The 26,589-nt window shown below is 62.6% G+C and carries 25 protein-coding genes and 1 pseudogene; 5 read left to right on the forward strand and 21 right to left on the reverse strand.

The annotated features are described in order from the left end of the window. Positions 1–5 precede the first annotated feature (5 nt). The 16 genes and pseudogenes from narI to OEG82_RS22600 all read right to left on the reverse strand — a co-directional run bounded on the left by narI (position 6) and on the right by OEG82_RS22600 (position 16,780). Positions 6–704 (reverse strand): respiratory nitrate reductase subunit gamma, encoded by a 699-nt coding sequence (gene narI / locus OEG82_RS22525; RefSeq protein WP_267614593.1) that lies wholly within the window; start codon positions 702–704, stop codon positions 6–8. An 11-nt stretch (positions 705–715) separates the two neighbouring features. Next, positions 716–1,432 (reverse strand): nitrate reductase molybdenum cofactor assembly chaperone, encoded by a 717-nt coding sequence (gene narJ, locus OEG82_RS22530; RefSeq protein WP_267614594.1) that lies wholly within the window; start codon positions 1,430–1,432, stop codon positions 716–718. After that, positions 1,429–2,949, reverse strand: a complete 1,521-nt coding sequence (gene narH, locus OEG82_RS22535) for a nitrate reductase subunit beta (RefSeq protein WP_267614595.1) — start codon at positions 2,947–2,949, stop codon at positions 1,429–1,431. The genes narJ and narH overlap by 4 nt, the downstream gene beginning before the upstream one ends. Further along, positions 2,946–6,682 (reverse strand): annotated as a pseudogene (locus tag OEG82_RS22540) (nitrate reductase subunit alpha). The gene narH and the pseudogene OEG82_RS22540 overlap by 4 nt, the downstream one beginning before the upstream one ends. 17 nt (positions 6,683–6,699) lie before the next feature. Then, complete coding sequence (locus tag OEG82_RS22545; protein ID WP_267614596.1) at positions 6,700–9,429, reverse strand: nitrate/nitrite transporter; 2,730 nt, start codon at positions 9,427–9,429, stop codon at positions 6,700–6,702. A gap of 61 nt (positions 9,430–9,490) precedes the next feature. After that, positions 9,491–9,652, reverse strand: a complete 162-nt coding sequence (locus OEG82_RS22550; RefSeq protein ID WP_267614597.1) for a hypothetical protein — start codon at positions 9,650–9,652, stop codon at positions 9,491–9,493. A 150-nt stretch (positions 9,653–9,802) separates the two neighbouring features. Then, positions 9,803–10,723, reverse strand: a complete 921-nt coding sequence (locus tag OEG82_RS22555) for a F0F1 ATP synthase subunit gamma (protein ID WP_267614598.1) — start codon at positions 10,721–10,723, stop codon at positions 9,803–9,805. After that, positions 10,707–12,245: a F0F1 ATP synthase subunit alpha gene (locus OEG82_RS22560; protein ID WP_267614599.1), complete on the reverse strand. Its 1,539-nt coding sequence runs from the start codon at positions 12,243–12,245 to the stop codon at positions 10,707–10,709. The genes OEG82_RS22555 and OEG82_RS22560 overlap by 17 nt, the downstream gene beginning before the upstream one ends. Continuing rightward, positions 12,235–13,005 (reverse strand): F0F1 ATP synthase subunit B family protein, encoded by a 771-nt coding sequence (locus OEG82_RS22565; RefSeq protein WP_267614600.1) that lies wholly within the window; start codon positions 13,003–13,005, stop codon positions 12,235–12,237. Before OEG82_RS22565 ends, OEG82_RS22560 begins: the two co-directional genes overlap by 11 nt. 3 nt (positions 13,006–13,008) lie before the next feature. Continuing rightward, entirely contained in the window at positions 13,009–13,296 is a 288-nt protein-coding gene (locus tag OEG82_RS22570; protein ID WP_267614601.1) for a F0F1 ATP synthase subunit C, read from the reverse strand. Then, on the reverse strand, positions 13,293–13,988 hold the full coding sequence (locus OEG82_RS22575; protein ID WP_267614602.1) for a F0F1 ATP synthase subunit A: 696 nt from the start codon (positions 13,986–13,988) through the stop codon (positions 13,293–13,295). Before OEG82_RS22575 ends, OEG82_RS22570 begins: the two co-directional genes overlap by 4 nt. After that, positions 13,985–14,284: an N-ATPase subunit AtpR gene (locus tag OEG82_RS22580; protein WP_267614603.1), complete on the reverse strand. Its 300-nt coding sequence runs from the start codon at positions 14,282–14,284 to the stop codon at positions 13,985–13,987. The genes OEG82_RS22575 and OEG82_RS22580 overlap by 4 nt, the downstream gene beginning before the upstream one ends. After that, a complete protein-coding gene (locus OEG82_RS22585; RefSeq protein WP_267614604.1) occupies positions 14,281–14,568 on the reverse strand; it encodes an AtpZ/AtpI family protein in 288 nt (95 codons plus the stop codon). Before OEG82_RS22585 ends, OEG82_RS22580 begins: the two co-directional genes overlap by 4 nt. After that, complete coding sequence (locus OEG82_RS22590) at positions 14,565–14,975, reverse strand: ATPase (protein WP_267614605.1); 411 nt, start codon at positions 14,973–14,975, stop codon at positions 14,565–14,567. Before OEG82_RS22590 ends, OEG82_RS22585 begins: the two co-directional genes overlap by 4 nt. Beyond that, positions 14,972–16,366 carry a F0F1 ATP synthase subunit beta gene (gene atpD / locus OEG82_RS22595; protein WP_267614606.1) on the reverse strand — a complete coding sequence of 465 codons (1,395 nt, stop codon included), beginning with the start codon at positions 16,364–16,366 and terminating at the stop codon, positions 14,972–14,974. Before atpD ends, OEG82_RS22590 begins: the two co-directional genes overlap by 4 nt. A 228-nt stretch (positions 16,367–16,594) precedes the next feature. Continuing rightward, on the reverse strand, positions 16,595–16,780 hold the full coding sequence (locus tag OEG82_RS22600) for a hypothetical protein (protein WP_267614607.1): 186 nt from the start codon (positions 16,778–16,780) through the stop codon (positions 16,595–16,597). 212 nt (positions 16,781–16,992) lie between these two features. Between OEG82_RS22600 and OEG82_RS22605 the strand changes: the two genes are divergently transcribed. Next, positions 16,993–17,838 (forward strand): bifunctional allantoicase/(S)-ureidoglycine aminohydrolase, encoded by an 846-nt coding sequence (locus tag OEG82_RS22605; RefSeq protein ID WP_267614608.1) that lies wholly within the window; start codon positions 16,993–16,995, stop codon positions 17,836–17,838. Positions 17,839–17,872: 34 nt separating this feature from the next. Here the strand turns inward: OEG82_RS22605 and OEG82_RS22610 are convergent, their stop codons facing one another. From OEG82_RS22610 to OEG82_RS22630, 5 genes are all read right to left on the reverse strand, one after another. Then, the gene (locus tag OEG82_RS22610; protein WP_267614609.1) at positions 17,873–18,886 is read right to left on the reverse strand and encodes an ABC transporter ATP-binding protein; all 1,014 of its coding nucleotides are present in this window, start codon (positions 18,884–18,886) and stop codon (positions 17,873–17,875) included. Continuing rightward, positions 18,883–19,866: an ABC transporter ATP-binding protein gene (locus OEG82_RS22615; protein WP_267614610.1), complete on the reverse strand. Its 984-nt coding sequence runs from the start codon at positions 19,864–19,866 to the stop codon at positions 18,883–18,885. The genes OEG82_RS22610 and OEG82_RS22615 overlap by 4 nt, the downstream gene beginning before the upstream one ends. Then, positions 19,863–20,744 (reverse strand): ABC transporter permease, encoded by an 882-nt coding sequence (locus OEG82_RS22620; protein ID WP_267614611.1) that lies wholly within the window; start codon positions 20,742–20,744, stop codon positions 19,863–19,865. Before OEG82_RS22620 ends, OEG82_RS22615 begins: the two co-directional genes overlap by 4 nt. Further along, positions 20,741–21,715 (reverse strand): ABC transporter permease, encoded by a 975-nt coding sequence (locus OEG82_RS22625; protein ID WP_267614612.1) that lies wholly within the window; start codon positions 21,713–21,715, stop codon positions 20,741–20,743. The genes OEG82_RS22620 and OEG82_RS22625 overlap by 4 nt, the downstream gene beginning before the upstream one ends. 77 nt (positions 21,716–21,792) lie before the next feature. Further along, the gene (locus tag OEG82_RS22630; RefSeq protein ID WP_267614613.1) at positions 21,793–23,379 is read right to left on the reverse strand and encodes an ABC transporter substrate-binding protein; all 1,587 of its coding nucleotides are present in this window, start codon (positions 23,377–23,379) and stop codon (positions 21,793–21,795) included. A 229-nt stretch (positions 23,380–23,608) separates the two neighbouring features. Between OEG82_RS22630 and OEG82_RS22635 the strand changes: the two genes are divergently transcribed. From OEG82_RS22635 to OEG82_RS22650, 4 genes are read left to right on the forward strand one after another with little or no spacing between them, the layout of a single operon-like run. Next, positions 23,609–24,121: a MarR family winged helix-turn-helix transcriptional regulator gene (locus OEG82_RS22635; protein ID WP_267614614.1), complete on the forward strand. Its 513-nt coding sequence runs from the start codon at positions 23,609–23,611 to the stop codon at positions 24,119–24,121. Next, entirely contained in the window at positions 24,118–24,834 is a 717-nt protein-coding gene (locus OEG82_RS22640) for a creatininase family protein (RefSeq protein WP_267614615.1), read from the forward strand. Before OEG82_RS22635 ends, OEG82_RS22640 begins: the two co-directional genes overlap by 4 nt. After that, positions 24,827–25,846 (forward strand): ketopantoate reductase family protein, encoded by a 1,020-nt coding sequence (locus OEG82_RS22645; RefSeq protein ID WP_267614616.1) that lies wholly within the window; start codon positions 24,827–24,829, stop codon positions 25,844–25,846. The genes OEG82_RS22640 and OEG82_RS22645 overlap by 8 nt, the downstream gene beginning before the upstream one ends. Then, positions 25,843–26,586 (forward strand): SDR family NAD(P)-dependent oxidoreductase, encoded by a 744-nt coding sequence (locus OEG82_RS22650; RefSeq protein ID WP_267614617.1) that lies wholly within the window; start codon positions 25,843–25,845, stop codon positions 26,584–26,586. Before OEG82_RS22645 ends, OEG82_RS22650 begins: the two co-directional genes overlap by 4 nt. Positions 26,587–26,589: the final 3 nt, after the last annotated feature.

The raw sequence follows: 26,589 nt of genomic DNA on the forward strand, positions 1-26,589 counted from the left end.
GGCTTTCACTCCGCCGGTTGTTTCGCAATGCGCTTTCTAGTGCGCACGATCTGGTATCCGGGCCGCCAGAGATAGCGCACCGGGGCCGAGAACATGTGCACAAGCCGTGTGAACGGGAAGAGCAGGAAGATGGTCAGCCCCAGCGTGATGTGCAGCTTGAAGATCAGGCTGGTGTCGGCGATCAGCTCTGCCGCCCCGCCCCGGAAGGTCAGGATGCGCTGGGCCCAGCCCATGAACTTGGTCATCTCGTGGCCGTCGAGATGCTGCAGCGACACGAAGATCGTGCCGAGCCCCAGCACCAGTTGCAGCATCAAAAGCACCAATATGCCGGTATCGGCAAAGGTCGAACTGGCGGCAACCCGCGGATCGTTGAGCCGCCGCAGCAGAAGGATGGTACCACCAACCAGCGCCATCACACCGGCAACGCCACCGGCGGCAACAGCGAGAATCTGCTTGGCGCCATGGCTGATGCCAAGCGCATCGAAGATGGCAATCGGCGTCAGCAGGCCGACGATATGCCCGCCCAGGATGATCAGAACACCGACATGGAAAAGAACCGATCCGATGATGAAATGCTTTCGCCGCAACAGTTGCGACGAGCCGGATTTCCAGGTGAACGGATCACGCTCATAGCGGGCGATCGAGCCGATGATCAACACCGTGATCGCGATATAGGGATAAATGCCGAACAGGAAAGTGTTCATACCGGCCTCCGTCAGTTGGCCGCCCCGGCGCGAGCCGGTGACGTGATCGGTTTTTGGGGAGCTTCCATCTTGGCGAGGATGTCACGCGAGATCGGACAGCCCGCATTGGGATCGGGCGCGAATGTTACCTGCGCCTCCTCCCAGACCGCATCAAGGGCTGACAGATCCTCCGGATCGTCGTCGTTTTCCGCGAGCAGCGCCGCAGCCACCTCGGAATCATTGGCCGCCTGGCCAAGATCGGCAAGTGCCGCCAGAACCGCCGCATAGGGCGTCTCGCGCCGGGTCAGCCGCTCGGCCAGAACGGCGAGGATCGGTCCCGCATCGGCCAGAAGGCCAAGCGCATCCGCCAGTGATCGTGTCGAAAGAAACTCCAGCAGCACAGGCAGATGGTCGGGCAGTTCCGGCCCGACCAGATCGAAACCGCCGGCGCGATAGGTTTCCAGAAGATCCACCATCGCCCCTCCCCGGTCGCGGCTTTCGCCGTGAATGTGCTCGAACAGGTTCAGCGACAAGGTTCGCGAGCGGTCGAAAAGCAGGACATAGCCTTCCTGAAGGTCGAAAATGTCGGCAGTTTCCATGCGGTCGAGCAAGGGCTGCAGTGCACCGATCTGCGTCGCGGTCAGCACGGCCTCGTCAGCCAGAACCACCCGGATCTCGGGAATGGCGGCCTGCAGATCATCCGACGGATAACACAGTAGCGCCGACAGCGCGTTGAACGAGCGGCTCATGACCAGCCCTCCGCAGGTGTGATGTGCTTGCGGCTGCCAAACAGCTTGCCGCTCGATACGCCCGATGAACAGCCATTGCCGTCGGTAAAGCCGCAGCCCGATCTGAGATCATAGGCGTCCTCGACCATCTCGCGGTGGGTTGTCGGAATGACGAAACGATCCTCGTAATTGGCGATCGCCATGATCTGGTACATCTCGTCGATCTGCTGATGCGTCAGGCCGACGCGCTTGGCGACGCCGAGATTGATGACGCCATCGACGGTTTTCGAGCGCATGTAGGAGCGCATCGCCAGCATGCGTTCGAGCGCAGACACTACCGGTGCCTCGTCGCCGGCCGTCAGCATGTTGGCGAGGTATTTGACCGGAATCCTGAGCGATTTGACATCCGGCATGTCGCCATCGATGCCGAGATGACCGGCTTCAGCAGCGTTCTTGATCGGGCTCAAGGGCGGAATGTACCAGACCATCGGCAGGGTGCGGAATTCGGGGTGCAGCGGGAAGGCAACCTTCCACTCCATCGCCATCTTCCAGATCGGCGAGTTGCGGGCGGATTCGATCCAGTCTTCGGGCACGCCTTCGGCGCGGGCCGCGGCGATCACCTCCGGATCGCTGGGATCGAGAAACACCCCAAGCTGGGCGTCATAGAGATCCTGATCGCTCTCGACCGAAGCGGCCTCGGCAATCTTGTCGGCATCATAGAGCATGACGCCGATATAGCGGATGCGGCCGACGCAGGTTTCCGAGCAGACGGTGGGCAGGCCTGATTCCAGGCGCGGATAGCACAATGTGCATTTTTCCGATTTCCCGGTCGACCAGTTGTAATAGATCTTCTTGTAGGGGCACGCCGACACGCACATCCGCCAGCCGCGGCATTTCTCCTGATCGATCAGGACCACGCCGTCGTCCTCGCGCTTGTATATCGCGCCTGACGGACAGGCCGAGGCACAGGACGGGTTGAGGCAGTGCTCGCACAAGCGCGGCAGATACATCATGAAGGTGTTTTCGTACTGACCGTAGATTTCCTTCTGGATGCCTTCGAAATTGGAATCCTTCGACCGCTTGGAAAATTCACCGCCGAGAATTTCCTCCCAGTTCGGCCCCCACTCGATCTTTTCCATCCGCTCGCCTGTCAGCTTCGAGCGCGGCCGCGCGGTCGGAAACGCCTCCATCTCCGGCGCCGATTTCAAGTGGTCGTAATCGAAGTCGAACGGCTCGTAATAGTCGTCGATTTCCGGCAGATCCGGGTTGGCGAAGATGTTGGCAAGAATGCGCCACTTGGCGCCCTGCTTCGGCCGCAGCTTACCCGCCTTTGAGCGTTCCCAGCCGCCGTTCCAGCGTTTCTGGTTTTCCCAGTCCTTCGGATAGCCGATGCCTGGTTTGGTTTCGACATTGTTGAACCAGGCATATTCGACACCGTCGCGGCTGGTCCAGACGTTCTTGCAGGTGACCGAGCAGGTGTGACAGCCGATGCACTTGTCGAGATTGAGCACCATGCCTATTTGCGCACGAACTTTCATTCTGCTGCCTCCTTGGTTGTGGCCGGAGTGTCGAGCCAGTCGACCTTGTCCATCTTGCGCACGATCACGAACTCGTCCCGGTTCGAGCCGACGGTGCCGTAATAGTTGAAGCCGTAGCTCAACTGGGCATAGCCGCCGATCATGTGGGTTGGTTTGAGAACCGTGCGGGTGACCGAGTTGTGAATGCCGCCGCGCTTGCCGGTAATCTGGCTGCCCGGTGTGTTCACGATCTTTTCCTGGGCGTGATACATGAACAGCGTGCCCTCCTTGATCCGCTGGCTGACCACGACGCGCGCCGTCAGAACCCCGTTGGAGTTGAAGACCTCGACCCAGTCATTGTCCTCGAGCCCGGCCTTTCGTGCATCGACTTCCGACATCCACACCACCGGGCCGCCGCGATTGAGCGTCAGCATCAAGAGGTTGTCGGAATAGGTCGAGTGGATGCCCCATTTCTGGTGCGGGGTGATGAAGTTGAGCACCACGTGCTTGCCGCCATCCGTCCGGCCGATTGCCGGCGCTATGGTCTTCAGGTCGACCGGCGGCCGCCAGGTGACGAAGCCCTCGCCAAAGGCCCGCATCCATTCATGGTCCTGGTAGAGCTGCTGTCGGCCCGACAGGGTGCGCCAGGGGATCAGCTCATGCACATTGGTGTAACCGGCATTGTAGCAGACCTCCTCGCTTTCGATCCCCGACCAGGTCGGGGAGGAGATGATCTTGCGCGGCTGTGCGGCGATATCGCGGAAGCGGATCTTCTCGTCCTGCTTGGCCGCGGCCAGATGTGCATGCTCGCGACCGGTGATCTTTTCGAGCGCATTCCATGCCTTGACCGCGACCTCGCCATTGGTCTCGGGCGCCAGCATCAAAATGACCTCGCAGGCATCGATCGCGGTATCGATCTTTGCCATGCCCTTGGTCACGCCTTCATCGGTGACGCGGCCATTGAGATCCTGAAGGTGATGCACTTCCGCTTTGGTGTCCCAGGCAATTCCCTTGCCGCCATTGCCGATCTTTTCCATCAGCGGCCCGACCGCGGTGAAGCGCTTGTAGAGATTGGGATAGTCCCGCTCGACGCCGATATAGTTCGGTGCGGTCTGTCCCGGGATCAGCTCGCAGGCGCCGCTCTTCCAGTCTGCCACGAAGGGCTGCGCCAGTTCGCCGGGACTGTCATGCTGCATCGGCAGCGACACGACATCGTTTTCGACGCCGAGCACTTCAGGTGCGACCTCGGAGAACTTCTTGGCGATCGCCTTGAAGATCTCCCAGTCCGACTTGCTCTCATAGGCAGGATCCACCGCCGCCTGCAGCGGGTGAATGAACGGATGCATGTCGGATGTGTTGAGATCGTCCTTCTCGTACCAGCTCGCCGTCGGCAGCACGATGTCGGAATAGACGCAGGTGGTCGACATGCGGAAATCCAGCGTCACCAACAGGTCAAGCTTGCCCTCCGGCGCGGTCTCATGCCATTTGGCCTCGACCGGTTTGACGCGTCCTTCCTCGCCCAGATCCTTGCCCAGAACGCCGTGATCGGTGCCCAGCAAATGGCGCAGGAAATATTCGTGGCCCTTGCCGGAGGACCCAAGCAGGTTGGAGCGCCAGACGAAGAGGTTGCGCGGCCAGTTTTCCGGAGCATCTGGATCTTCGCAGGACATTTCCAGCGTTCCCGCCTTCAAGCCTTCCGCCACATATTCGGCCGGCGACTTGCCGGCGGCCTTGGCCGCACGCCCGACCTCCAGCGGATTGGTCTTGAGCTGCGGTGCCGAAGGCAGCCAGCCCATGCGTTCGGCCTGGATGTTGTAATCGATCAGGCTGCGCTCGGACCAGTTGCCGGCCGGCGCCGTTGGCGACACGATCTCGCCCGCGGTGACGGTTTCATAGCGCCACTGGTCGGTATGCGCATACCAGGCCGAGGTGGAGTTCATGTGCCGTGGCGGACGTGCCCAGTCGAGCGCGAAGGCCAGCGCCGTCCAGCCGGTCTGCGGGCGCAGCTTTTCCTGGCCGACATAATGCGACCAGCCACCCCCGATTGCCCGACGCAGCCGCACATCACCAGCATGTTGATGATGCCGCGATAGGCCATGTCCATGTGGTACCAGTGGTTGAGACCGGCGCCCAGAATGACCATCGACTTGCCGTTGGTCTTCTCCGCATTGCTGGCAAATTCCCGCGCCACGGCAATGATACGGTCGGCCTTGACCCCGGTGATCTTCTCGGCCCAGGCCGGCGTGAACGGCACATCGGCATCATACGACGTGGCCACATGGTCGCCGCCAAGACCGCGGTCGAGGCTGTAATTGGCGCAGAACAGATCAAACACCGTCGTCACCAGCGCCTCGCCATCCTTGAGCTTCAGCCGGCGGACGGGAATGTTGCGCGTCAGCACCTCCGGGTGATCGCATTTGGTGAACTGTTCGGTCGCGGCGCCTCCGAAATAGGGGAAATCGACGCCGACAACATCATCATGATCCTCGTCGAGGATCAGCGTCGAGATCAGGTCGATCGGCTGCTCGCCAGCCCGTTCCTCCAGGTTCCAGTGCCCGTTTTCGCCCCAGCGGAAACCGATGGAGCCATTTGGCGCCACGACATCCCCGGTCTTGCTGTCGATGCCGACCGTCTTCCAGTCCGGATTGTTGGATTCGCCGAGACTGTCGGTGAAGTCGGCGGCGCGCAGCATCCGGCCCGGAACATGGCGGCCGTTCTTTTCATCGAGCCGCACCAGCATCGGGAAATCGGAATATTTGCGGGTATAATCCTCGAAATAGGGCACCTGCCGGTCGAGATGATATTCGCGCAGAATGACGTGACCGAAGGCCAGCGCCAGCGCCGCATCGGTGCCGGCCTGCGGATTGAGCCAGATGTCGCCGAATTTGGCGGCTTCGGAATAATCCGGGCTGACAACGGCGGATTTGGCGCCGCGATAGCGGGCTTCGGTGTAAAAATGAGCGTCCGGCGTGCGGGTCTGCGGCACGTTTGAGCCCCACAGGATCATGAAGCTCGAATTGTACCAGTCGGCACTTTCGGGCACATCGGTCTGCTCGCCCCAGGTCTGCGGGCTGGCCGGCGGCAGGTCGCAATACCAGTCGTAAAATGACATGCAGGTGCCGCCCATCAGGCTCAGATAGCGCGAGCCGGCGGCATAGCTGACCATCGACATTGCCGGGATCGGCGAAAAGCCGAACACCCGGTCAGGGCCGTATGTCTTTGTCGTGTGGACGTTCGCCGCCGCGATGATCTCGGTCACCTCGTCCCAGTCGGCGCGGACGAAGCCGCCCTTGCCGCGGGTCTTGGTGTAGCTGTCACGCTTGACCGGATCGGCCTGGATAGCCTTCCACGCTTCCACCGGGGTCATGGTCTTGCGCATCTCGCGCCACAGCCGCATCAGCCGGCCACGCACCAGTGGTGTCTTCACCCGGTTTGCCGAGTAGAGATACCAGCTGTAGCTGGCGCCGCGGGCGCAGCCGCGCGGCTCGTGATTGGGCATGTCGGGCCGGGTGCGCGGATAGTCGGTCTGCTGGGTCTCCCAGGTGACGATGCCGGATTTGACATAGATCTTCCAGGAGCAGGAGCCGGTGCAGTTCACCCCGTGGGTCGAGCGCACGATCTTGTCATGGCGCCAGCGGTTTCGGTAGACCTCCTCCCAGTCGCGGCTTTCGATGGTGGTTTGCCCGTGCCCGCCGGCAAAGGTGTCCTGGCGGGTGGATTTGAGGAAGTTTAGGCGGTCGAGAAGATGGCTCATCTTGCTCTCCTTTCAGGTCAGGCTGCGGGGACGGCGGACGCGGAACGACCGGCCCGTTCGGTGGCGGCCAAAAGGCCCTCCGGTCGGGTGTAGTAGAACCAGGTCAGCGCGACGCAGATCACGTAGAAGCCGAGGAACCCCCAAAGGGCTGCCACCGGACCGCCGGTCATGGCGATCGAGGTGCCGTAGGCCTTGGGGATGAAGAAGGCGCCGTAGGCGGCAATGGCGGAGGTGAAGGCGATGATCGCCGCACTCTCGCGTTCCGCCTGCTTGCGCAACACGTCGCCCTTGAGTTCCGGCATCAGCCGCGGGATTTCCCGCGCCATGATCGCCGGGATCATCTGGAAGGTCGAGGCATTGCCGACACCGGTGAGGAAGAACAGCGCCATGAACGAGGCGAAGAAGCCCCAGAATGCGCCCGGCTGTTCCTTGATGCCGAGGAAGAAGATCACCCCGAACACCGCAATGATCATCCCGAGGAAGGTCCAGAAGGTGACCCGTCCGCCGCCGAACCTGTCGGAAACCCAGCCAGTGCCGGCGCGCGACAGGGCGCCGACGAGCGGACCAAGGAAAACGAACTGCAGCGCGTTGACTTCCGGGAACTGCAGCTTGGTCAGCAGCGGGAAGCCCGCGGAATAACCGATGAAGCTGCCGAATGTGCCGGTGTAGAGCACGCACATGATCCAGTTGTGCTTGCGGCTGAAGATGATCGCCTGCTCCTTGAAGCTGGATTTGGCGTCGGCGATGTCATTCATCCCGAGCCATGCAGCAACTGTCGCGGCGATGATGAAGGGAACCCAGATGAAGCCGGCATTCTGCATCCACAGCTGGCCGCCATCCGACATGGTCTGAGGCTGGCCGCCGAGCGCGCCGAACACGCCTGCGGTGATCACCAGCGGCACCAGGAACTGCATCACCGAGACGCCGAGATTGCCAAGTCCGGCATTCAGCGCCAGCGCATTTCCCTTTTCCGCCTTCGGATAGAAGAAGGCGATATTGGCCATCGAGGAGGCGAAGTTGCCGCCGCCGAAACCGCACAGCAGCGCCAGCACCAGGAAGATCAGATAGGGCGTATCCGGGTTCTGCACCGCATAGCCGATGCCCATGGCCGGCAGCAGCAGCGAAACCGTCGACAGCGTCGTCCACAGCCGGCCGCCGAAGATCGGCACCATGAAGGAGTAGAAGATCCGCAGCGTCGCGCCCGACAGGCCGGGAAGAGCCGCAAGCCAGAACAATTGTCCCGGGGTGAAGCTGAAGCCGATCGCCGGCAGGCGCGCGACAACGACCGACCAGACCATCCAGACCGAGAATGCCAGCAGCAGCGCCGGGATCGAGACCCAGAGATTGCGGGTGGCAATGCGCCGGCCCTTCTCGGCCCAGAACACCGGATCTTCCGGGGTCCAGGTCTCGAGCGTGTGGGTCTGCGCAACATGCTCGGGAAGGTGAATGCTCTGCATTTCCGGCAGGCTGGGCAACTGGTCCAGCGCCTCGCCATGGGCTTCGCGTTCCATGGCGCGCACCGAAAGGTGCATCCAGGCAAGCGAGATCGCAACGATGATGAACAGCAGCGCGAAGCAGCTTGTGTAGATGCCGGTCAGATCGAGCAAGGCGCCAAAGGTGATCGGCAGGACGAATCCGCCAAGGCCGCCGATCATGCCGACAAGACCGCCGACAGAACCGACATGGTTGGGATAGTAGACCGGGATGTGCTTGTAGACCGCGGCCTTGCCCAGGCTCATGAAAAAGCCGAGCATGAACAGCGTGATGACGAAAGGCCAGCGGCCCATCTCGGTGGAAAAGGCAATCGGCCCGCCCTTGCCCTGGATCACATAGTCGGTGGCCGGATAGGACAGCATGAACAGCAAGAGCATCGAGAAGCCGAAGCACCAGTACATCACCGTGCGGGCGCCGAAACGGTCCGACAGATGCCCGCCATAGGCGCGGAACAGCGAGGCAGACAGCGAAAAGGCAGCAGCCGACATGCCGGCGGTGCGGATGTCGAGCCCATAGACGTCGACCAGATAATGCGGCATCCACAGGGCCAGGGCCACAAAAGCCCCGAAGACGTAGAAATAGTAAAGCGAGAAGCGCCAGACCTGCAGGTTCTTCAGCGGCGCGAATTGCTGGGCCAGGCTGGGCGGCCTTTGACCGGATTCGCGACGGGCGACCAGCTCGGGGTCGTCCTTGGCAAAGACGTAGAAAAGGATGGCAACCAGTGCCAGCCCGGCCGCCCAGACATGGGCAACACCATGCCAGCCATAAGCCACCATGACGAAAGGCGCGATGAACTTGGTCACCGCGGCTCCCACATTGCCGGCGCCGAAAATGCCGAGCGCCGTGCCCTGCTTGCCCTGGCCGTACCAGCGCGAAACATAGGCGACACCGATGATGAACGAGCCGCCGGCAAGACCGATGCCGAGAGCGGCGACCAGATACATCGCGTAGGACGAGGCCCAGGTCAGCATCCAGGTGGCCGCTGCCGTCAGCAGCATCTGAATGGTGAAGACATTGCGTCCGCCATATTTCTCGGTCCAGACCCCGAGGATCAGCCGCGTCACCGATCCGGTGAGGATCGGGGTGGCTACCAGCAGTCCGAACTGGAATTCGCTGAGCCCCAGTTCGGTCTTTATCTCGACGCCGATGATGGCGAATATCGTCCAGACCGCGAAGCAGGCGGTGAACGCGATCGTGCTCAGTGAAAGCGCTCGCGTGCGCTCGGCATCTGTGACCTGTGCTCTGTCCAGCATGGTTTTTCTCCGTTTGCAGCACGAGGCGACCCCGCGCGTTCCACCGGAATTTGCCCAAGCTTCACACCGCCGACTTGATGCAGATCAAGATTGCGCCCCTCGACGCCCGCAAACCGCCCGATCGCGGAAGAAACAAATCAGCATCCGGAATTTGCCGGGTCATCGTGATCGCCGCGTCGCAAGCCGCTAGACGCGGATCAATACTCGGCTTGATTTTGGTCAAGTGTGCTTTCACTCCTGCCGGCGCGGCGCAGTCCACCCGCGCTCTGCCCTGGCAGCGCAACGCGCCATGGGCGGAAAGAACGCGGCATGTCTGTCGTCAATGGGGGTGATTGTTCCCGCCGCAGGGAAAATCCGGATCCCTGCGCAAACGCTAGGCTTTCGGCTTCTGCTCCGGCGAGGGACCTGGTATTTTCTTCTTCTTCAGCGCCTCGAAGCCGATGATGACATCGAGAAGCTCGGTGGTGATCTCGGACTGGCGCAGCGTGCGCGTATCGGATTTGAGCTCTTCCAGCCTGTCGTCGACCGATTGTTCGGCCTGTTGCATCAGTGCGAGCCGCGCGGCGTTCTCGGTGACCATGGCATCCGCCGCGGCTCGGAACAGGCTGGCAAACAGATGGCTGCGGACCAGCGCCCTGAACAGGTCGCCAGCCGGCATGGAATAGGACGGCAGGCTTCGCGAGTTCCAGGGCTTCGAGCGTAGATCACGCAGCAAAGCCTGATCCAGCGGCAGCAGGGCCACGATCTTGAGTACCGGCACATCCCCCTCTCCGCGGGCGGAATAGGCAAGGGACACGGCAATCTCGCGGGGGTGGCTTGACCGCCGGATCTCGTCAAGCCGTTCGGTCAGGAGGTTTGCCAGCCGTTCCAGCCCGTCCACAGATGCAGCCGGAAGGAAGGTTTTCTCCACTTCAAACCCTTGATCCTGCAAAGCATCGGCCATTTGCGCGCCGATGCACAACATGGTTGCCGCACCGTCAGCCTCGCCGTCGACATGGTGCCGCACATGCGCGGCAATCGCCTCATTGTAGTTTCCGCACAGACCATGATCGCTGCCAAACACCACCAGGACCCGCCGGGCGATACGCGACGTGTCCACGCCCAGCGGGCCCGCGCCGACCAGGAAGGCATGCAGCCCCTCGAGAACCGTTTGATGATAGGCTTCAATGGCCAGCGCGGCGTGCTCGTAAGGTGCCGCATTGATCACCGACAGGGTTTTCATCGTGTGCACGACGCTGCGAATGCCCTGTATGCTGGCGGTGCGGCGCACCAGGGTGTCAAGCGTTTGCGCCATCTGGCTCCTCCAGTGCCTGGCGCGCACGCTGACCCAGCATGGTCATCCGTTTGCGGTCCTCGTCATCCAGCGCTGCGTTCGCAGAGATCCGCCGTGCAAGATCATCCAGGTCACGGGCCGCGACCGTCCGGATCGCCGCCATCAGCCGGAAGCTGTCAGCCTCGCTCAGACCGTCAAACCCGCCGTCCATGGCCGTGACCAGAACAACAAGCTGTTCGACCGCCGAAATAGGATCGCGTTCGGCCTGCCGCAACGAGGCCCGCACCGCAGCACCGCGTGTCAGCCGCGCACGCGTCGCTTCGTCCAGACGCGTGCCGAAACGGGCAAAATCCTCCAGTTCCTCGAATTGCGACAGGGTCACGCGCAGATTGCCGGCCACGGAGCGGAAGGCCTTGCTTTGCGCCTTGCCGCCCACGCGCGAGACCGACACGCCCAGATCGACAGCCGGGAACTGGTTCTTGCGCACCAGACGCGGGGACAGATAGATCTGCCCGTCGGTAATCGAAATCAGGTTGGTCGGGATATAGGCGGACAGGTTCTCGGCCTGGGTCTCGACCACCGGAAGCACGGTGATCGAACCGCCGCCGGCTTTTTGCGTGAACTGGCCCGCGCGCTCCAGCAGCCGGGCATGGATATAGAAGATATCGCCGGGAAAGGCCTCCCGCCCCGGAGGCCGGCGCAACAGCAGCGACAGCTCCCGGTAGGAGCGGGCGTGGTGGGTCAGGTCGTCCAGCACCACCAGAACATCGCGCCCTTCATCGGAAAAATGCTCCGCCATCGTCAGCGCGGCATAGGGCGCGACATAGGCCAGGCCCGCGGCATCCTCGTCGCCCGCGGACATGACAATGGTCCGTCCGCTCATGCCGCCTTCGCGGATCGCACCCACCACCTTGGCGACCGCATCGCCACGTTGCCCGATCGCGCAATAGATGCAGATCAGGTCGCTGGACTTCTGGTTGAGGATTGCATCCACGGCCAGCGCCGTCTTGCCGGTCTGCCGGTCGCCGATCACCAGCTGACGCTGCCCGAGACCGACGGGAACGGCCGCATCGATCACCTTGATGCCCGTCGCCAGCGGCCGCGTGATGGCCTGCCGGTCGAGGATCTTCGGCGCGTCCATCTCCACCGGGCGCGTGGCCTGCGACTTGATCAGGCCCCTGCCGTCCTGCGGATTGCCGAGCGCATCCACAACCCGGCCCAGCAGCGCATGACCGACCTTTGCGCTGACCACCTTGTGCGTGCGCAGCACGCTCTCCCCCACCGTCACGCGGTCGGACGGCCCCAGCAGCACGACGCCCAGCCGTCCCGGTTCGAGATCGAGAACAATGCCCTGCACGCCGCTGGCAAATTGCAGCAGTTCGTCGGACAAGGCGCGCTCCAGCCCGGCAACAATCGCAATCCCGTCGCCGACCTCGGCAACCGAACCGATCTCGCTCAGCCGCGGGCCGGGCGACGGACTGTCCAGCAGCGCCTTGACGACCGCGTCGGGGCTGGTTCGGGTTCGGCGCTGTTCAGCGGTCATGGCGGCGCACTTCGGCTTCGGATGCCTTGCTCAACTGCTCCCCGATCACGGCATCCAGCCCATCGACATAGGACTCCACGGTCCAGGCAAGTTCCGCACCGCCAATGCGCAGGATCAGGCCCGGAGATTGCTGTTCATCGGTTTCGAAGCGCACTGTGATCCCGGGGAACACCTTGCGCAATTCCGCGCTCATATCCTCCTGTGCAGCTGGCGGCAACGTGTCGTGGCTGGTGACCACGGCGCTGACCGGGTGCCCGGCGGTGTGGTGCAGATCGGCAACCGTCGAGCTGAGCTGCTGCGCCAGACGGTGCGCCATCTGCCCTTCAAGCTCCTGATCCGCCAGGTCGGTCAGTGCCTTGCGCAGGACGGCCAGAAGCGCCCTTGCGCCGGCCTGATGCATGCCGGTGGTGAATTTGCGCGCCTCCTCGTCAAGATGCGCAGTCCACGACTGGTACTCCCGGTCCATCCGCTCGCGCGCCTCGGCGAGAAGGGCATCGCGCTGCTCCTCGGCTTTCTTCCGGATCGTTTCCGCCATTTCCGATTGGGCGACGTTCAGGGCCCGGATTTTCTCATGATACTCCGCCTCGCCGGCCTCGGCCTTCTGTTTGGCAACAACGGCGGCCTGCATCCGGTCCGCGATTTCGGCCTCGCGCGCATCGATGCCATCAAGAATCGGACGGTAGAAGAACCGTTTCAGAAGCCAGACCAGCACCAGGAAATTGCCGATCTGGGCCGCGACGGTGATCCAGTCGATGGACATGGGTCAGTTGCCTGCGGCTTGTGCCGCTTCCACTGCGGCGGTCCAGAAGGGATTGGCAAAGATCAGGATCATGGCAACCACGAAACAATAGATCGCCGTCGACTCGATCATCGCCAGGCTGACAAACAGGGTCCGCGAAATCGTCGAGGCCGCATCCGGCTGCTGCGCGATTGCGGTGAGCGCCGTAGCAGCGGCACGTCCTTCGCCCAGCGCCGGGCCGATGGCGCCGAAGGAGACGGTGAGCCCCGCGGTGAAGATCGAAACTGCGGCAATGATTCCAAGGTCTGTCATGGAGTATCCCTTTCAGGCTGCACGGATTTGCGAGGGGTGGTGGCGGCGGAGATGTAGACCGTCGCCAGAATGGCAAAGATGTAGGCCTGGATCATCCCGGTCAGCAGGCCGAGCAGATCCATCACCACGGGAAAGAAGAACGGCGCCACGCTGAGCAGGATGACCCCGATGACGGCGCCGCTCATGATGTTGCCGTAAAGGCGCATCGCCAGCGAGATCGCGCGCGTGAATTCCGAGATGATGTTGAACGGGAGCATTATGAAGGACGGCTCCAGATAGGTCTTCAGATAGCCGCGCAGCCCCCGGCTGATGATGCCGAAAAGCGGTACGGCGATCACCACGGAAAGCGCCAGCGCCGTGGTCGTCGACAGCGAGGATGTCGGCGGTTCGAACCCCGGAACTACCAGCATCAGGTTCGATGTTGCGACAAACAGGAACAGCGTTCCCGAGAAATAGAGCAGGTGCCGCGAAGGTCCCGGGGCGATCTCCTGGATCTGCCCCTGGATGCCCTGCAGGATGACTTCGAGCATGGTCCGCCAGCGATTGGGCGGCACGTCCGGCCGCAGGTTTCGCGTGATCAGCATCGACACGCCCGTCAGCACCGCCATCACCACCCAGGTGTAGAAGATGGTCGCATTGATCGGGATACCCCCGATCTCGAACATGATGGTCTGGTCGGGTGACAGGTTCATGGCGCGTCTCCCGTGGCGGCTTCACGGCGCGCGAGCGTGGTGGCGACAAACCGCACGACCAGGAACGCGATGCCGTAACCCAGACAGGCCCAAGGCCCGCTCTGACTGACAACGATCCAGCCGATGCCGAGAAAGCCCGCAAGCCGTATCGCGGCGCTCAGGGACAAGACAATGACCGGCGATCCCGTCCGCAAGGCACGCCGGATGCCGACCGCCAGACCCAGGAAGAAGATTGCCCCTGTCACCGTGCCGATGCCGAATCCCAGCATCGCGGCAGTCCAGTCGATCTCGATCATTTCCGGCCTCCTTCCTTGTTCATCCAGACCCCGGCGATGAACGCACCGAGGACCACGCCGCCCAGGATCAGGCTGATCGTCCATGAAAAGCCCTGCGGCGCCACACGATCGAGCCAGAGCCCCAAAAGTGCGCCGCCGACCGTGGGGACTGCGATCGACCATCCGATCATCCCGAAGGCACTGATGCCCGTGAGCGGGCTCGGCCCCGGATGTTCGCGCGTCGATTTCATCCGCCTGGCGTGACGGCCGATCTCCTCGGTGGGCTTGTCGGGCGTCTGCGTCATTTCAGCGGCCTCTGCAGTTCTGCAAAACGCCGGACCATATCCGCCTCGAGCCGCGACAGCGCCGAACGCGCCTGGCGCTCGTCCTCATCCATCTGGACGAAGCTCGCCTCGACCGTGGCCTGCAAACTGTCAAGGTCATCGCCATGCACACCGCGCAGCGCGGCAACCGAAACCGTATGCCCTTTCTTCACCAGCAGCCCCTCATCAAGGCCGAAGATTTCCTCGGCCCCGTCGACAAGACGCAATGTCAGCACCGACGGCACCAGCGCGGTGACAAAGTCGACATGGTTGGGCCAGATGCCGAAGGCACCGTTCGGGGCCACCGCGGTGACCGATGTCGCCCGGCCCTGAAACAGCATGCGGTCGGGCAGGCGCAGGATCACATGCATCTCGGATGCCATGCTCATGACTTGCCCTCCAGGTCTTCCAGGCCACCGATCATGTAATAGGCGCTTTCGGGAAGGTCGAACTGGGTTTGGCTGAGAATCGTCTCGCAGCCGCTCAGCGTATCGGCGATCGGCACCATCTTGCCTTCCATGCCGCTGAACGAGCCGGTGGTGAAAAAGGGTTGCGTCAGGAACCGCTCCAGCCGCCGGGCACGCGCCACGGTGGCCCGGTCGGCCGACGACAGTTCCTCAAGTCCGAGCATGGCGATGATATCGCGCAGCTCCTCATATTCGGCCAGGGTCCGGCGCACTGCGCGGGCAATGTCATAATGCCGCTGGCCGACCACCGAAGGCGTCAGCATCACCGAAGCCGAAGCCAGCGGATCGACCGCCGGGTAAAGCCCCTCGCTCGCCCGTTTGCGCGACAGCACCACAGAGGCCGAAAGATGCGAAAAGATGTGGGCTGCCGCCGGATCCGTGAAATCGTCGGCCGGCACATAGACAGCCTGGATCGAGGTGATCGCGCCGCGCCTGGTCGAGGTGATGCGCTCTTCCAGCCCGGCAAGTTCGGTGGCCAGCGTCGGCTGGTACCCCACCCGCGACGGCATCCGCCCCATCAGGCCCGACACCTCGGAGCCTGCCTGGACAAAGCGGAAGATATTGTCGATCAGCAGCAGGACGTCCTGTCCCTTGTCCTCCCGGAAATACTCGGCCATCGTCAGCGCGGTGTTGCCGACCAGAAACCGCACGCCGGGGGCTTCGTTCATCTGGCCAAACAGCATCACGGTCTTGTCACGCACGCCCGCCTCGCCCATCTCGCGATAGAGCTCTTCCGCCTCGCGCGACCGTTCCCCGATCCCGCAGAACAGGCTCACCCCCTTGTGGTGCTGCACGGTGTTGTTGATGAGCTCCGTGATCAGCACCGTCTTGCCGACGCCAGCGCCGCCGAACAGCCCGGTCTTGCCGCCGCGTTCGATCGGCGACAGCAGATCGATGGCCTTGATCCCGGTCTCGAGGATTTGCGAATGCAGCACGCGGTCGCTCAGCCTTGGCGGCGGCTGGTGGATGGAGCGGTGTTCGCTGACCACCGGCTCGGGACGGCCATCGATCGGCGCGCCGAAGACATTGAGCATGCGGCCCAGAACGGCATCGCCCACCGGCACCATGATCGGTCCGCCGGTCGCCCGGACGGCCATGCCGAGGCCGAGCCCGCGCACCGGCGCCAGGGCAATGGCGCGCACCAGGCCGCAACCGATCAGCCCGGCCACTTCCAGCGCAACCTCGCCGGCAAAAAGCAGATCGTGAATATGGGGAACCGCCCCCTCGAACGCCACATCGACCACGCCCCCGCGAATGGCGGCAATGCGGCCATCGGTCTGTGCGTCATGTTCGGGAAGAACCGTGGTGTTCATCTGGTTACCTCGGATCAGCTTTAGCACGCAGGCGCCAGCCGTGCCACGAGGCTTCGACATCGCATGGCGCAACACGACGCCCCCGATCCGCTTTCGCGCCCCGTGGCGTCGCATCACGTCCGAAATGAGACTGCGCAACAATGCCCGGATGGTCTCTCATCACCTGACGTCCTTCCCTGATCCTGGAAGGACACTACTCGTTGATGGGCGCCACCCATTTGATTTCCGTCAATTGGCGGATTTTTCGCGACCGTCGAAGCGATCTTTGTCTTCAGGTTTCTTCGGTGCCAATTGTATCAGTTCCCATCCACGCAGGTCCCGCGCGGACAGGCGCCCAACCAGATCGCCACGGCTCGCAAGCCGTTTCAATCCTTCCGCAAGCACAGGATCGGCCGGCCCCTGCCCGGCGCGCATCAGGACGGCCTAGGCGGCCAAAACCAGTTCGCAATCGGGTTTTCCGGAAAAGTTCGGCATTGAGAAGGCCGAGATCCCCGCCGGACTCATCCATTTCCAGCGCATCCCTACAGGTCCTGTATCGGAAGGACGGCTGGTAAGATTCGCGCCATGCGCTAGAACTGCGGAAACTGCACCAACTGCACCAACTGCACTCTATTTCTGGAGCCAAAATGTCGCCCAAATATTTTGCGCCGCGCGGGGGTCACCCGGGTCAGGACCAGCTTCTCACGGATCGGGCCGTGTTCACCGATGCCTATGCCGTTATCCCCAAAGGCACCATGCAGGATATCGTCACCAGCTTCCTGCCGTTCTGGGAGGAGACCCGGCTGTGGGTGCTCTCGCGTCCGCTCAGCGGCTTCGCCGAAACATTTTCACAATACATCATGGAAGTTGCCCCCGGCGGCGGGTCAAACCGGCCCGAGACGGATCCCGGCGCGGAAGCGGTGCTGTTCGTTGTGGAAGGCTCGGCATCGCTCGAGGTCAACGGCCAGAACCATGAGCTTCAGCCGGGCGGCTATGCCTATCTGCCGCCGCAGACCGACTGGACATTGCACAACCGGGGCTCGGACAAGCTGGTCTTTCACTGGATCCGGAAATTCTACGAGGCGGTCGACGGGCTTGAGACCCCGGATGTGGTGATCGCCAATGAGAACGACATAGCGCCGACCGTCATGCCCGGCACGGACGGCAAATGGGCGACCACACGCTTTGTCGATCCCAAGGATCTTCGGCACGACATGCATGTGACGATCGTCACGCTGGAGCCGGGTGCGGTGATCCCCTTTGCGGAAACCCACGTGATGGAGCATGGGCTCTATGTGCTGGAGGGCAAGGCGGTCTACCGGCTCAACCAGGACTGGGTCGAGGTCGAAGCCGGCGACTATATGTGGCTCAGGGCATTCTGCCCGCAGGCCTGCTATGCCGGCGGCCCGGGAAATTTCCGCTACCTTCTCTACAAGGATGTGAACCGGCATATGAGCCTGAATTCACCGGCAAGGGCCAGAAGAACTTTCTAGTCAGGATTTCTGAAGCATCAGCAGGCTGACTGCTTCAGTCGCGCGCATCCATGCCGAGCTGTGTTTGAAAATGATGACAGGCGACGCTGCGCAGCTCCGACACGGGTTGCGTGGCGGGCTGAGTCGCACCACAGATCTCGCTCGCAAGCGGACAACGCGGGTGATAGTAGCACCCGGACGGTGGCGACAGCGGCGAAGGAACCTCTCCTTCGATGGTTTCAAAACGCACCAGTTCCTCCGCATCCAGCACCAGTTTCGGCACGCTGCCGAACAGGGCCGCGGTATAGGGGTGCGCGGGTCTGCCGAACACCTCGGCCGTCGGCCCCAGTTCGACGATCCTGCCCAGATACATGATCGCGACCCGGTCGCTGACATGCTGCACGACGCTCAGATCATGGCTGATGAACACGGTGGTCAGCGCCAGGTCGCGGGTCAGTTGCAGAAACAGGTTGATGATCTGCGCCTGGATCGACACATCCAGCGAGGCCACCGGCTCATCGCAGATCAGCACATCGGGCTGCATCGCCAGTGCGCGGGCAATCGCGATCCGCTGGCGCTGGCCGCCGGAGAACTGGTGCGGATAACGCTCCACCCAGTCAGGATCGAGCCCCACCTGTTCGAACCATCCGGCGACATAGCTGCGGGCCTGTGCCTTGGCCGTCAGCCCATGGGCGATCGGTCCTTCGGCCACGGCATCGCCCACCTTCATGCGCGGATCGAGGCTGGCGAAGGGGTCCTGGAACACGGTCTGCACCCGGGTCGTCACCTTGGTGCCGTTTTTCATCACCGGCGCACCATCAATGCTGACCGTTCCGCTGGTCGGCGGCAGGATGCCGGCAATCACGCGGCCCAGCGTGGACTTGCCGCAGCCGGACTCGCCCACCAGTCCGAGCGTCTCGCCCTTGCGCACTCTCAGCGTCACGTCGGACACCGCGCGAACCGAACGGGTCTCCACCTTGCCACCCAGCCTGGCGGCGATCTTTTCGCCCGTGGTCAGATTGGGTCCGAACAGGCGGCTGACATTGTCGATGGTGAGAAATCCGCTCATGCCGAAACCTCGATATTCTGGCCCACCGGATGAAAGCAGCGCCAGCCGCGGTTCTCCTGCAGGGTCATCTGCGGCGTGGTCGCGCATTGTTCGGTGGCCCGGTCGCAGCGCGGCGCAAAGGGACAGCCCGGCGGCAGCGACAGAAGCGATGGCGTGGTGCCCGGGATTTGCGTCAGCGGCATGCCGGGCTTCGCCGTTGCCGGCAGCGAAGCAATCAGGCCGGCAGTATAGGGATGGCGCGGATCGCGCAGCAAGGTCGCCGTTGGCCCCTGCTCGACAATCCGGCCTGCATACATCACCGCCAGTTTGCTGGCGAGGCTCGAGACCACCGCCAGATCATGGCTGATCCAGATCATCGCCGTGCCTGTCTCGGCCGCAAGGTCGCGCATCTGAAACAATATCTGCGCCTGGATCGAGACATCCAGCGCCGTTGTCGGCTCATCCGCGACGATCACCGCTGGGCGGTGCAGCAATGCAATAGCAATGGCCACGCGTTGCCGCATGCCGCCGGAAAATTCATGCGGATAGGCCCTTAACCGCGCCTGAGCCGACGGAATACCGACCTGGGTCAGCAAGTCTGCCGCCCGCGCCTCGGCAGCACTGCGGCTAAGGCTTTCATGGGCATCGATCGCCAGCTTCATCTGCTGGCCGATGGTCAGCATCGGGTTCAACGTTGCAATCGGATCCTGAAAGATCATCGAGATGTCGCGGCCGCGGCGGCGGCGCAGCTCCTTTTGCGACAGCGTCGTCAGCTCGGTGCCGTTGAGCCTGATTGAGCCTTCGACGATGCTGCCGGGTGCATCGACCAGCCCCAGCAGCGAGAATCCGGTCACCGTCTTTCCCGATCCGCTTTCGCCCACCAGCCCCATGATCTCGCCCCTGGCCAGATCGAAGGACACACCATCCACCGCCTTGACCACGCCCGCGCGAGTAAAGAAATGGGTGCTCAGATTTTCAACACTCAGGACAGGATCGCTCATTTGCGCAGCCTTGGATTGAATTGGTCGCGCACCTGATCGCCGACAATGTTGATGGCCACAATCAGGATGATCAGGGCCACGCCGGGATAGACCGAAATCCAGTAGCGACCGCTCATCATGTAGGGAAAGCCGTTGGCGATCAGCATGCCGAGCGAGGGTTCGGTGACCGGCAGGCCAAGGCCGAGAAAGCTCAGCGTCGCCTCGAGCGAGATCGAATTGGCGATCTGCACCGTCGCCACCACGATCAGCGGTGGCGTGCAATTGGGCAGAAGATGGCGCATCACAACCAACCGGCCGCTGAGCGGGGTGGCCAGTGCGGCCTCGATATAATCCTTGCCGCGTTCGGCCTTGGCGGCGCCATAGGCCGTGCGGGCGAAATAGGCATATTGCGCCGCCACCAGGGCGCCGATCAGCTGCGCCTTGCCCTGGCCCAGCAGAGCCACGATCACCAGCGCCAGCAGGATCGCCGGGAAAGACAGCTGCAAATCGACCAGCCGCATGATCAGGGCCTCGATCCGTCCGCCGACATAGGCAGCCGTGATCCCCAGCGCCGTGCCGATGCTGAGCGAGACCAGGCCAGCAGCAAGACCGATCTGGATGGAAATCTGCAAGCCGTAAAAGATCGCCGACAACAGGTCGCGCCCCTGTGGATCGGTGCCCAGAATATGGGTGTAGCCGCCTGAGCCGACAAAGCCGGGCGGACGGCGGCTGTCCATCAACGACAGATTTGCCAGGTCATAGGGGTTCTGGGGTGATATCAGCGCGGCAAACAGCGCCAGGAGGATCATCAGCACAACCACCCCAAGGGCCAGCACAGCGATCCTGTTTTCCCGAAATTCCGCCCAGAACCGGCGGAGCGGTGTGCTCTGATTGCTCATGCCGACACCCCGTGGCGTACGCGCGGATCGATCAGCGCAAAGACCAGATCGATCACGAAATTGATGGTGACGAACAGGAAAGCCACCAGGATCAGGTAGGCGACCATGACGGGCCGGTCGAGCACGGTGATGCTGTCAATGATCAGCTTGCCCACGCCAGGCCATGAAAAAATCGTCTCGGTCACAACGGCGAACGCCAGGGTTGATCCCAGCTCGAGCCCGAAAACCGTGATGATCGGGATGGAGATGAGCTTGAGCAGATGGCGGCGCAGGATGGTGGATTCGGACAGGCCTGCGGCGCGGGCGAATTTGATGGTGTCGGTGAGCATGATCTCGCGGGTGCCCGCCCGGGCAAGACGGATCATCATCGCCAGCTTGAACAGCGCCAGATTGACCGCCGGCAGAACGATATGGGACAGCCCGTTGAGCGTCGGGAACGACCAGGCGACACCCCATATTTCGACGGTTTCACCGCGCCCGCCCGCAGGCAGCCAGCCGAGATTGACCGCGAAGAACAGGATCAGGATCAGCCCCACCCAGAATGACGGCACCGAAAAGCCCAGAACAGAGACGGCCATGATCATTTTCGACACCCAGCTGTCGGGCCGGTAACCGGCATAGATGCCGAGACTTACACCCAGAAAGGTTGCAGACAGGACCGATATCAGCACCAGCTCGAGCGTTGCGGGCAAGCGCGTGCCGATGAGATCGAGCACCGGAATGTTGTAGACGAAGGAGCGGCCGAGATCGCCCTGCAGCAGGTTGGAGATGAAAATGAAATACTGCTCGTAGAGGGGCCGGTCGAGGCCGAGCCGCCGGATCGCTTCGGCGCGGATTTCCTGGGTTGCTTCGGGCGGGATCACGATGTCGATCGGATTGCCGATCGCATAGACCCCGCAGAAGACGATGACCGACATCACCGCCATGACGCCGGTTGCCTGGATCAATCGCTGGATGATGAAGCCGAGCATCAGCTCTCCCTTGGCGTAAAGCAAAGGCCGGGCGGCGTGTCTGCCGCCCGGCCTTCTGTCTTATGTCGTGCGTCGGTTCATTCCGCAGGCTTGATGAAGAACGCCAGCGTGTCTTCGTCAAACCGTGGCGCGAATTCCAGCATGCCGGCCTTTGCACCCCAGACCGTCTGCAGCTGGACCAGGGAGATATAGGCCTTGTCTGCCATCACCTTCTCCATCGCTTCTTCGTAAGTGGCACGGCGCTGGTCCGCATCCATCATCTTGGCGCCGTCCTGCAACAGCGTGTCGACATCTTTGTTGAGATATTCGATGCGGTTGTAGGCACCGAGCTTGACGTCAGGATTGTTGGAATGCGCCAGGCCGCCCAGAGTGTAGGATGCCTCGCCCGTCAACGTGCCCCAGCCATTCATGAACATCGAATAGTCAAGCCGCGCCTGGGCGGGGAAATAGACGGTTTTCGAGATGGCGTTGACATTGGTCTTGATGCCGACCTGGGTCAGCATCTGGCCCAGACCCTGGCAGATCGCACCATCACCGGGCAGACGGTCTGCGGTGCAATAGAGATCCACCTCGAACCCGTCGGGATAGCCCGCATCCGCCAGAAGCGCCTTGGCTTTGGCCGGATCATATTCGGGCATCGGAATGGCTTCGCTCGAACCGAAAAAGCCTGCAGGCATCATCTGGTTTGCCGGCTTGCCGAGCCCTTCGAGCACCACTTCGACCATGGTTTCGCGGTCAATGGCATAGTCGATGGCCTGACGCACCTTCAGATCGCGGAATGGATTTTCAGCCAGCTCCGAGCCGTCAATGGCACGCACCATCGGTGTCTTTTCACGTTGGTCCAGCTGCAGGTTCATGATGTAGACACTGTCGCCCTTGATCGCATCCACATTTGCATCACGTTCCAGCGCCAGATAGTCGACCGAGGAGACATAGTTGATCACATCAACCTGCCCGGCCTTCAAGGCCGCCAGACGCGAGCTGTCATTGGGAATTTCCTTGCGGATCACGGTTTCCCAGGCGCCCGTCCCGCGCCAGTAGTCATCATTGCGCTCCAGCACCAGATCGCCTTTCGGCTCCCAGCTCACATATTTGTAAGGCCCGGTTCCGATGGTTGCCGCGCCGGAATTGAAACCCTCGGAAGCAGTCTCTGGCGTGGAATAGTCAGCCGCCGCCTCTGACGAGACGATGAACAGACGGATGAAGTCATTGGGCAGCGTCGCCGCCTGGCCGTCGGTATGGATATGCAGAGTGTAAGGGTCGATGATGTCGACGCCGGCCACGCGCCGGACATAGATCGCCGTGGTGGTGGGACCCGTGACGACCGGAATGCGTTCGATCGAGAACTTCACATCCTCTGCATCGAAATCGGAGCCGTCATGGAACTTGACGCCCTCGCGCAGCTTGAATTCCCAGGTGTCATCGTCAATCGGCGACCAGCTTGTGGCCAAGCCCGGCTCGATCTGCAGGTCGGTCCCCGACCAGACCAGCGTGTCGAAGATGTGCTTGGCCGCTTCCGCGTGAGATCCAAGAGCGGAGAAATGCGGATCCATCGATTCCGGTCCGCCGCGCACTCCGACCGTCAGGGTCTGCGCCGATGCGGCGCCCGCCGCAGCCAGGCCAAGAGCAAACGTCAGAGGTGTAAGGAAGTTCAGGTATTTCATGGTGTTCCTTTCCCGTCGCCGGTTGAGGCGCCAAACCCCGTCCCGTTGTCGTCAGTTGAATGGTGTCCCATTTGGAACTTGCTTTAGCAGAATGTGCTGAGATAATGTAGCAGTCAAGTTCATTTTGGAACTCAAAGTCGCACAAAAGAGGGTTGCCTAAATTATGTCAGGGCCGCAAACCGCCTATGCTCAAGAATTCGGCAAACAGGGCGCCGAACAGGGTCCCGGAATGCTCGATGCCAAATTATGGGGCAATCCCTGCCCTTTCACATTTCGGGTCAACTATCTCGCGCTGCTCTACAACACGCCGCTTTACAGCTGGATTCACGACACTTTCGGCCTCAAGCGGCCGGAATATGTGGTGCTGTATTCGCTGGCTCTGGCCGATGGCGGCAGCGCCCGGGATATCTCCCACACCTCCGGCTTCCCGAAGAACACGCTCAGCCGCGCCATCAACCGGCTGGAACTGACCGGCCTGATCGAGGCGCGCAGCAAGGCGCCCGGCGGTGGCCGCAAGCAGACCCTGCACCTGTCGGAAAAGGGCTGGGCGCTGTTTCACAAGACCCGCCCCGCTTTCGAGGCCCAGGAAAAACGGATGCTCAAGGTCCTGTCGGAAGGAGAGCGGCAGATGCTGTTTGAACTGATGTCCAAGGTGGTGCTGGGGGCACAGGACTGGGCCGGCGAACTGCCACCCGAAGCAATGCCGCAAGCAGGAACCGCACAGGAAGGAAAGCCGCAATGAAGGTTGCCGAAATGAACTGGCGTGATGTCGAGGCAGCCGCCGCCCGCAACCCGAGCTGCATCCTGCCCATCGGCTCGACCGAGCAACACGCGCAGCTGTCGCTGTGCGTGGACATGATCCTGGCCGAAAAAGTTGCCTGCGAGGCGGCCGAGCCGCTCAACGTGCCGGTGTTTCCGGTGATGCCCTACGGTCTGGCACCCTATTTCAACGCCTATCCCGGCACCATCTGCCTGCGGGTGGAGACATTGCTGGCCGTTGTCCGCGACATCGTCGCCTCGCTGCGGCGGGCCGGGTTCCGGCGGATCCTGATCGTCAACGGCCATGGCGGCAACAATCCGGTGGCTGCCCTGGCCCAGGAACTCATGGCCGAGCATGGCGATGTCTCGATCAAGTTCCACAACTGGTGGAACGCGCCCGCGACCTGGGCAAAGATACAATCCATCGACACCAGCGGATCGCACGCCAACTGGATGGAGAATTTTCCATGGACGCGGCTGGCCCATGCGGCGGCGCCCGACGGGTCAAAGCCGATGGTCGACATGGCGCTGATGCGCGCCTCGCCGCCGGCGATGGCCCGCGAGGTGCTGGGCGACGGCTCCTTTGGCGGGCTGTGGCAGCGTCCGGATGCGGAGATGCTGGAAATCTGGGAGACCGGTGTGGCCGAGACCCGCGCCGTGCTAGAGGGACCTTGGGCGGATCTTGACAATGGATGAGCCGGTTCTGATCTGGGGCGCGGGCGCCATCGGTGGCATTCTGGGCGCCTATTGGGCGCGGGCCGGCGTGCCGGTGTTGATGGTGGATATCGTCTCCGAGCATGTCACCGCCTGCGCCACCACCGGGCTCAGGATCGAAGGACCGGTGGAGGAATTCACCCAGGTGGTGCCATGCGTCACCCCGGATCAGGTGCAGGGCAGCTACAGCCGCATCGTGCTGGCGGTCAAGGCACAGGCAACGGACAGCGCGCTCGACGAGCTCATGCCGCATCTGGCAGAAGACGGCTTCGTGCTGTCGGCCCAGAACGGGCTCAATGAACACACCATCGCAGCACGTGTGGGCGAAAATCGCACCATGGGCGCCTTCGTCAATTACGGCGCGGACTGGATTGCACCGGGCCGGATCCTGTTTGGAAATCGCGGGGCAGTCGTGGTCGGCGAGATCGACGGCAGCGCGCGCCCACGCGCCGCCGAGATGCACGCGCTGTTGCAGATTTTCGAGCCCGATGCGGTGCTGACTCAGGATATCTGGGCCTATCTTTGGGGCAAACTCGGCTATGGCGCGATGCTGTTTGCCACAGCGCTGACGCCCGACAGCATGACCAAGAATTTCGCCGATCCCGCGCGTGGCCCGGCACTGATCGGCCTGGCGCGCGAAGTCATGCGCACCGCGGTTGCCGAAGGCGTCGACCCCAAACCCTTCAACGGCTTCGAGCCCGGCGCGTTCATGCCCGGCGCCGCAGACGCTGCCGCCCTGCAAAGCCTTGCCGATCTGGCGGAGTTCAATTCCGGGACAGCCAAGACCCACACCGGCATCTACCGCGATCTGGCCGTGCGCAAACGCAAGACCGAGGTCGACCCCCAGGTCGGGGCGGTGGCCCTCATCGCTGCCCGCCATGGCGTCGACACGCCCTTGCTGCGCCGCCTGGTCGAACTGATCCACGACATAGAGGACGGCCGCCGCGAGATGTCGTCGGAGACGTTTCACGAACTGACCCGGGTGCTGGCATGACCGCGCGCACGGCACTTGTCACCGGGGTGGTCGGCGGCATCGGCTCGGCGATTGCCGCGCGTCTGGCAGCCAACGGGGCAAGAGTGGTTGTCACCGATCTGCCCGGCGACGCGCTGCAGCAGGCAGCGGCGCAATTGGGCTTGCCCGCGCTGGGCGCCGATCTGGGCGAACCCGCCTCCGTTAAGGAAATGACAGCACGGATGGCCACCGACCATGGCGCAGCCGATATCTTGGTCAACGCCGCCGGTGGTGTGTGCAACCAGACCGGCACACCGCTGGAAGACGTCGAGCCCGATGCCTGGCACAAGATCTTCGCGGTCAATGTCGATTCCGCGCTCTATCTGTCGCAGGCGCTGGTCCCGGCGATGAAGGCTTCGGCTTGGGGACGGATCGTGACCATCAGCTCGGGCGCAGGATTGCGGCCCAGCCTGACCGGCATCCACGCCTATACGGCGGCCAAGCATGCCCTGGTGGGCCTGACCAAGCAGCTCAGCCTCGAACTTGGGCAACATGGCATCTGCGTCAATTCCATCGCCCCCGGCTTCATCCTGTCCAACCCTGCCTCGCGCCGCCAGTGGGATGCTTTCGGGCCGGATGGACAGGCCCAGGTGATGAACCGTATCCACACTCGCAGGCTGGGCACACCCGAAGACATTGCCGCAGCCGCAGCCTTCCTGGCATCCGACGATGCCGGCTGGATCACCGGCCAGATTCTCAGCGTCGATGGCGGCGTAACCTGAAGA

Source organism: Hoeflea ulvae (genome assembly GCF_026619435.1).
GTDB lineage: Bacteria > Pseudomonadota > Alphaproteobacteria > Rhizobiales > Rhizobiaceae > Hoeflea > Hoeflea ulvae.

What these genes read in the sequence shown, in the direction of transcription:
- narI (WP_267614593.1), bottom strand. Translation starts at nt 704, where the DNA reads ATGAACACTTTCCTGTTCGGCATTTATCCCTATATCGCGATCACGGTG.
- narJ (WP_267614594.1), bottom strand. Translation starts at nt 1,432, where the DNA reads ATGAGCCGCTCGTTCAACGCGCTGTCGGCGCTACTGTGTTATCCGTCG.
- narH (WP_267614595.1), bottom strand. Translation starts at nt 2,949, where the DNA reads ATGAAAGTTCGTGCGCAAATAGGCATGGTGCTCAATCTCGACAAGTGC.
- OEG82_RS22545 (WP_267614596.1), bottom strand. Translation starts at nt 9,429, where the DNA reads ATGCTGGACAGAGCACAGGTCACAGATGCCGAGCGCACGCGAGCGCTT.
- OEG82_RS22555 (WP_267614598.1), bottom strand. Translation starts at nt 10,723, where the DNA reads ATGGCGCAAACGCTTGACACCCTGGTGCGCCGCACCGCCAGCATACAG.
- OEG82_RS22560 (WP_267614599.1), bottom strand. Translation starts at nt 12,245, where the DNA reads ATGACCGCTGAACAGCGCCGAACCCGAACCAGCCCCGACGCGGTCGTC.
- OEG82_RS22565 (WP_267614600.1), bottom strand. Translation starts at nt 13,005, where the DNA reads ATGTCCATCGACTGGATCACCGTCGCGGCCCAGATCGGCAATTTCCTG.
- OEG82_RS22570 (WP_267614601.1), bottom strand. Translation starts at nt 13,296, where the DNA reads ATGACAGACCTTGGAATCATTGCCGCAGTTTCGATCTTCACCGCGGGG.
- OEG82_RS22575 (WP_267614602.1), bottom strand. Translation starts at nt 13,988, where the DNA reads ATGAACCTGTCACCCGACCAGACCATCATGTTCGAGATCGGGGGTATC.
- OEG82_RS22580 (WP_267614603.1), bottom strand. Translation starts at nt 14,284, where the DNA reads ATGATCGAGATCGACTGGACTGCCGCGATGCTGGGATTCGGCATCGGC.
- OEG82_RS22585 (WP_267614604.1), bottom strand. Translation starts at nt 14,568, where the DNA reads ATGACGCAGACGCCCGACAAGCCCACCGAGGAGATCGGCCGTCACGCC.
- OEG82_RS22590 (WP_267614605.1), bottom strand. Translation starts at nt 14,975, where the DNA reads ATGAGCATGGCATCCGAGATGCATGTGATCCTGCGCCTGCCCGACCGC.
- atpD (WP_267614606.1), bottom strand. Translation starts at nt 16,366, where the DNA reads ATGAACACCACGGTTCTTCCCGAACATGACGCACAGACCGATGGCCGC.
- OEG82_RS22600 (WP_267614607.1), bottom strand. Translation starts at nt 16,780, where the DNA reads ATGCGCGCCGGGCAGGGGCCGGCCGATCCTGTGCTTGCGGAAGGATTG.
- OEG82_RS22605 (WP_267614608.1), top strand. Translation starts at nt 16,993, where the DNA reads ATGTCGCCCAAATATTTTGCGCCGCGCGGGGGTCACCCGGGTCAGGAC.
- OEG82_RS22610 (WP_267614609.1), bottom strand. Translation starts at nt 18,886, where the DNA reads ATGAGCGGATTTCTCACCATCGACAATGTCAGCCGCCTGTTCGGACCC.
- OEG82_RS22615 (WP_267614610.1), bottom strand. Translation starts at nt 19,866, where the DNA reads ATGAGCGATCCTGTCCTGAGTGTTGAAAATCTGAGCACCCATTTCTTT.
- OEG82_RS22620 (WP_267614611.1), bottom strand. Translation starts at nt 20,744, where the DNA reads ATGAGCAATCAGAGCACACCGCTCCGCCGGTTCTGGGCGGAATTTCGG.
- OEG82_RS22625 (WP_267614612.1), bottom strand. Translation starts at nt 21,715, where the DNA reads ATGCTCGGCTTCATCATCCAGCGATTGATCCAGGCAACCGGCGTCATG.
- OEG82_RS22630 (WP_267614613.1), bottom strand. Translation starts at nt 23,379, where the DNA reads ATGAAATACCTGAACTTCCTTACACCTCTGACGTTTGCTCTTGGCCTG.
- OEG82_RS22635 (WP_267614614.1), top strand. Translation starts at nt 23,609, where the DNA reads ATGCTCGATGCCAAATTATGGGGCAATCCCTGCCCTTTCACATTTCGG.
- OEG82_RS22640 (WP_267614615.1), top strand. Translation starts at nt 24,118, where the DNA reads ATGAAGGTTGCCGAAATGAACTGGCGTGATGTCGAGGCAGCCGCCGCC.
- OEG82_RS22645 (WP_267614616.1), top strand. Translation starts at nt 24,827, where the DNA reads ATGGATGAGCCGGTTCTGATCTGGGGCGCGGGCGCCATCGGTGGCATT.
- OEG82_RS22650 (WP_267614617.1), top strand. Translation starts at nt 25,843, where the DNA reads ATGACCGCGCGCACGGCACTTGTCACCGGGGTGGTCGGCGGCATCGGC.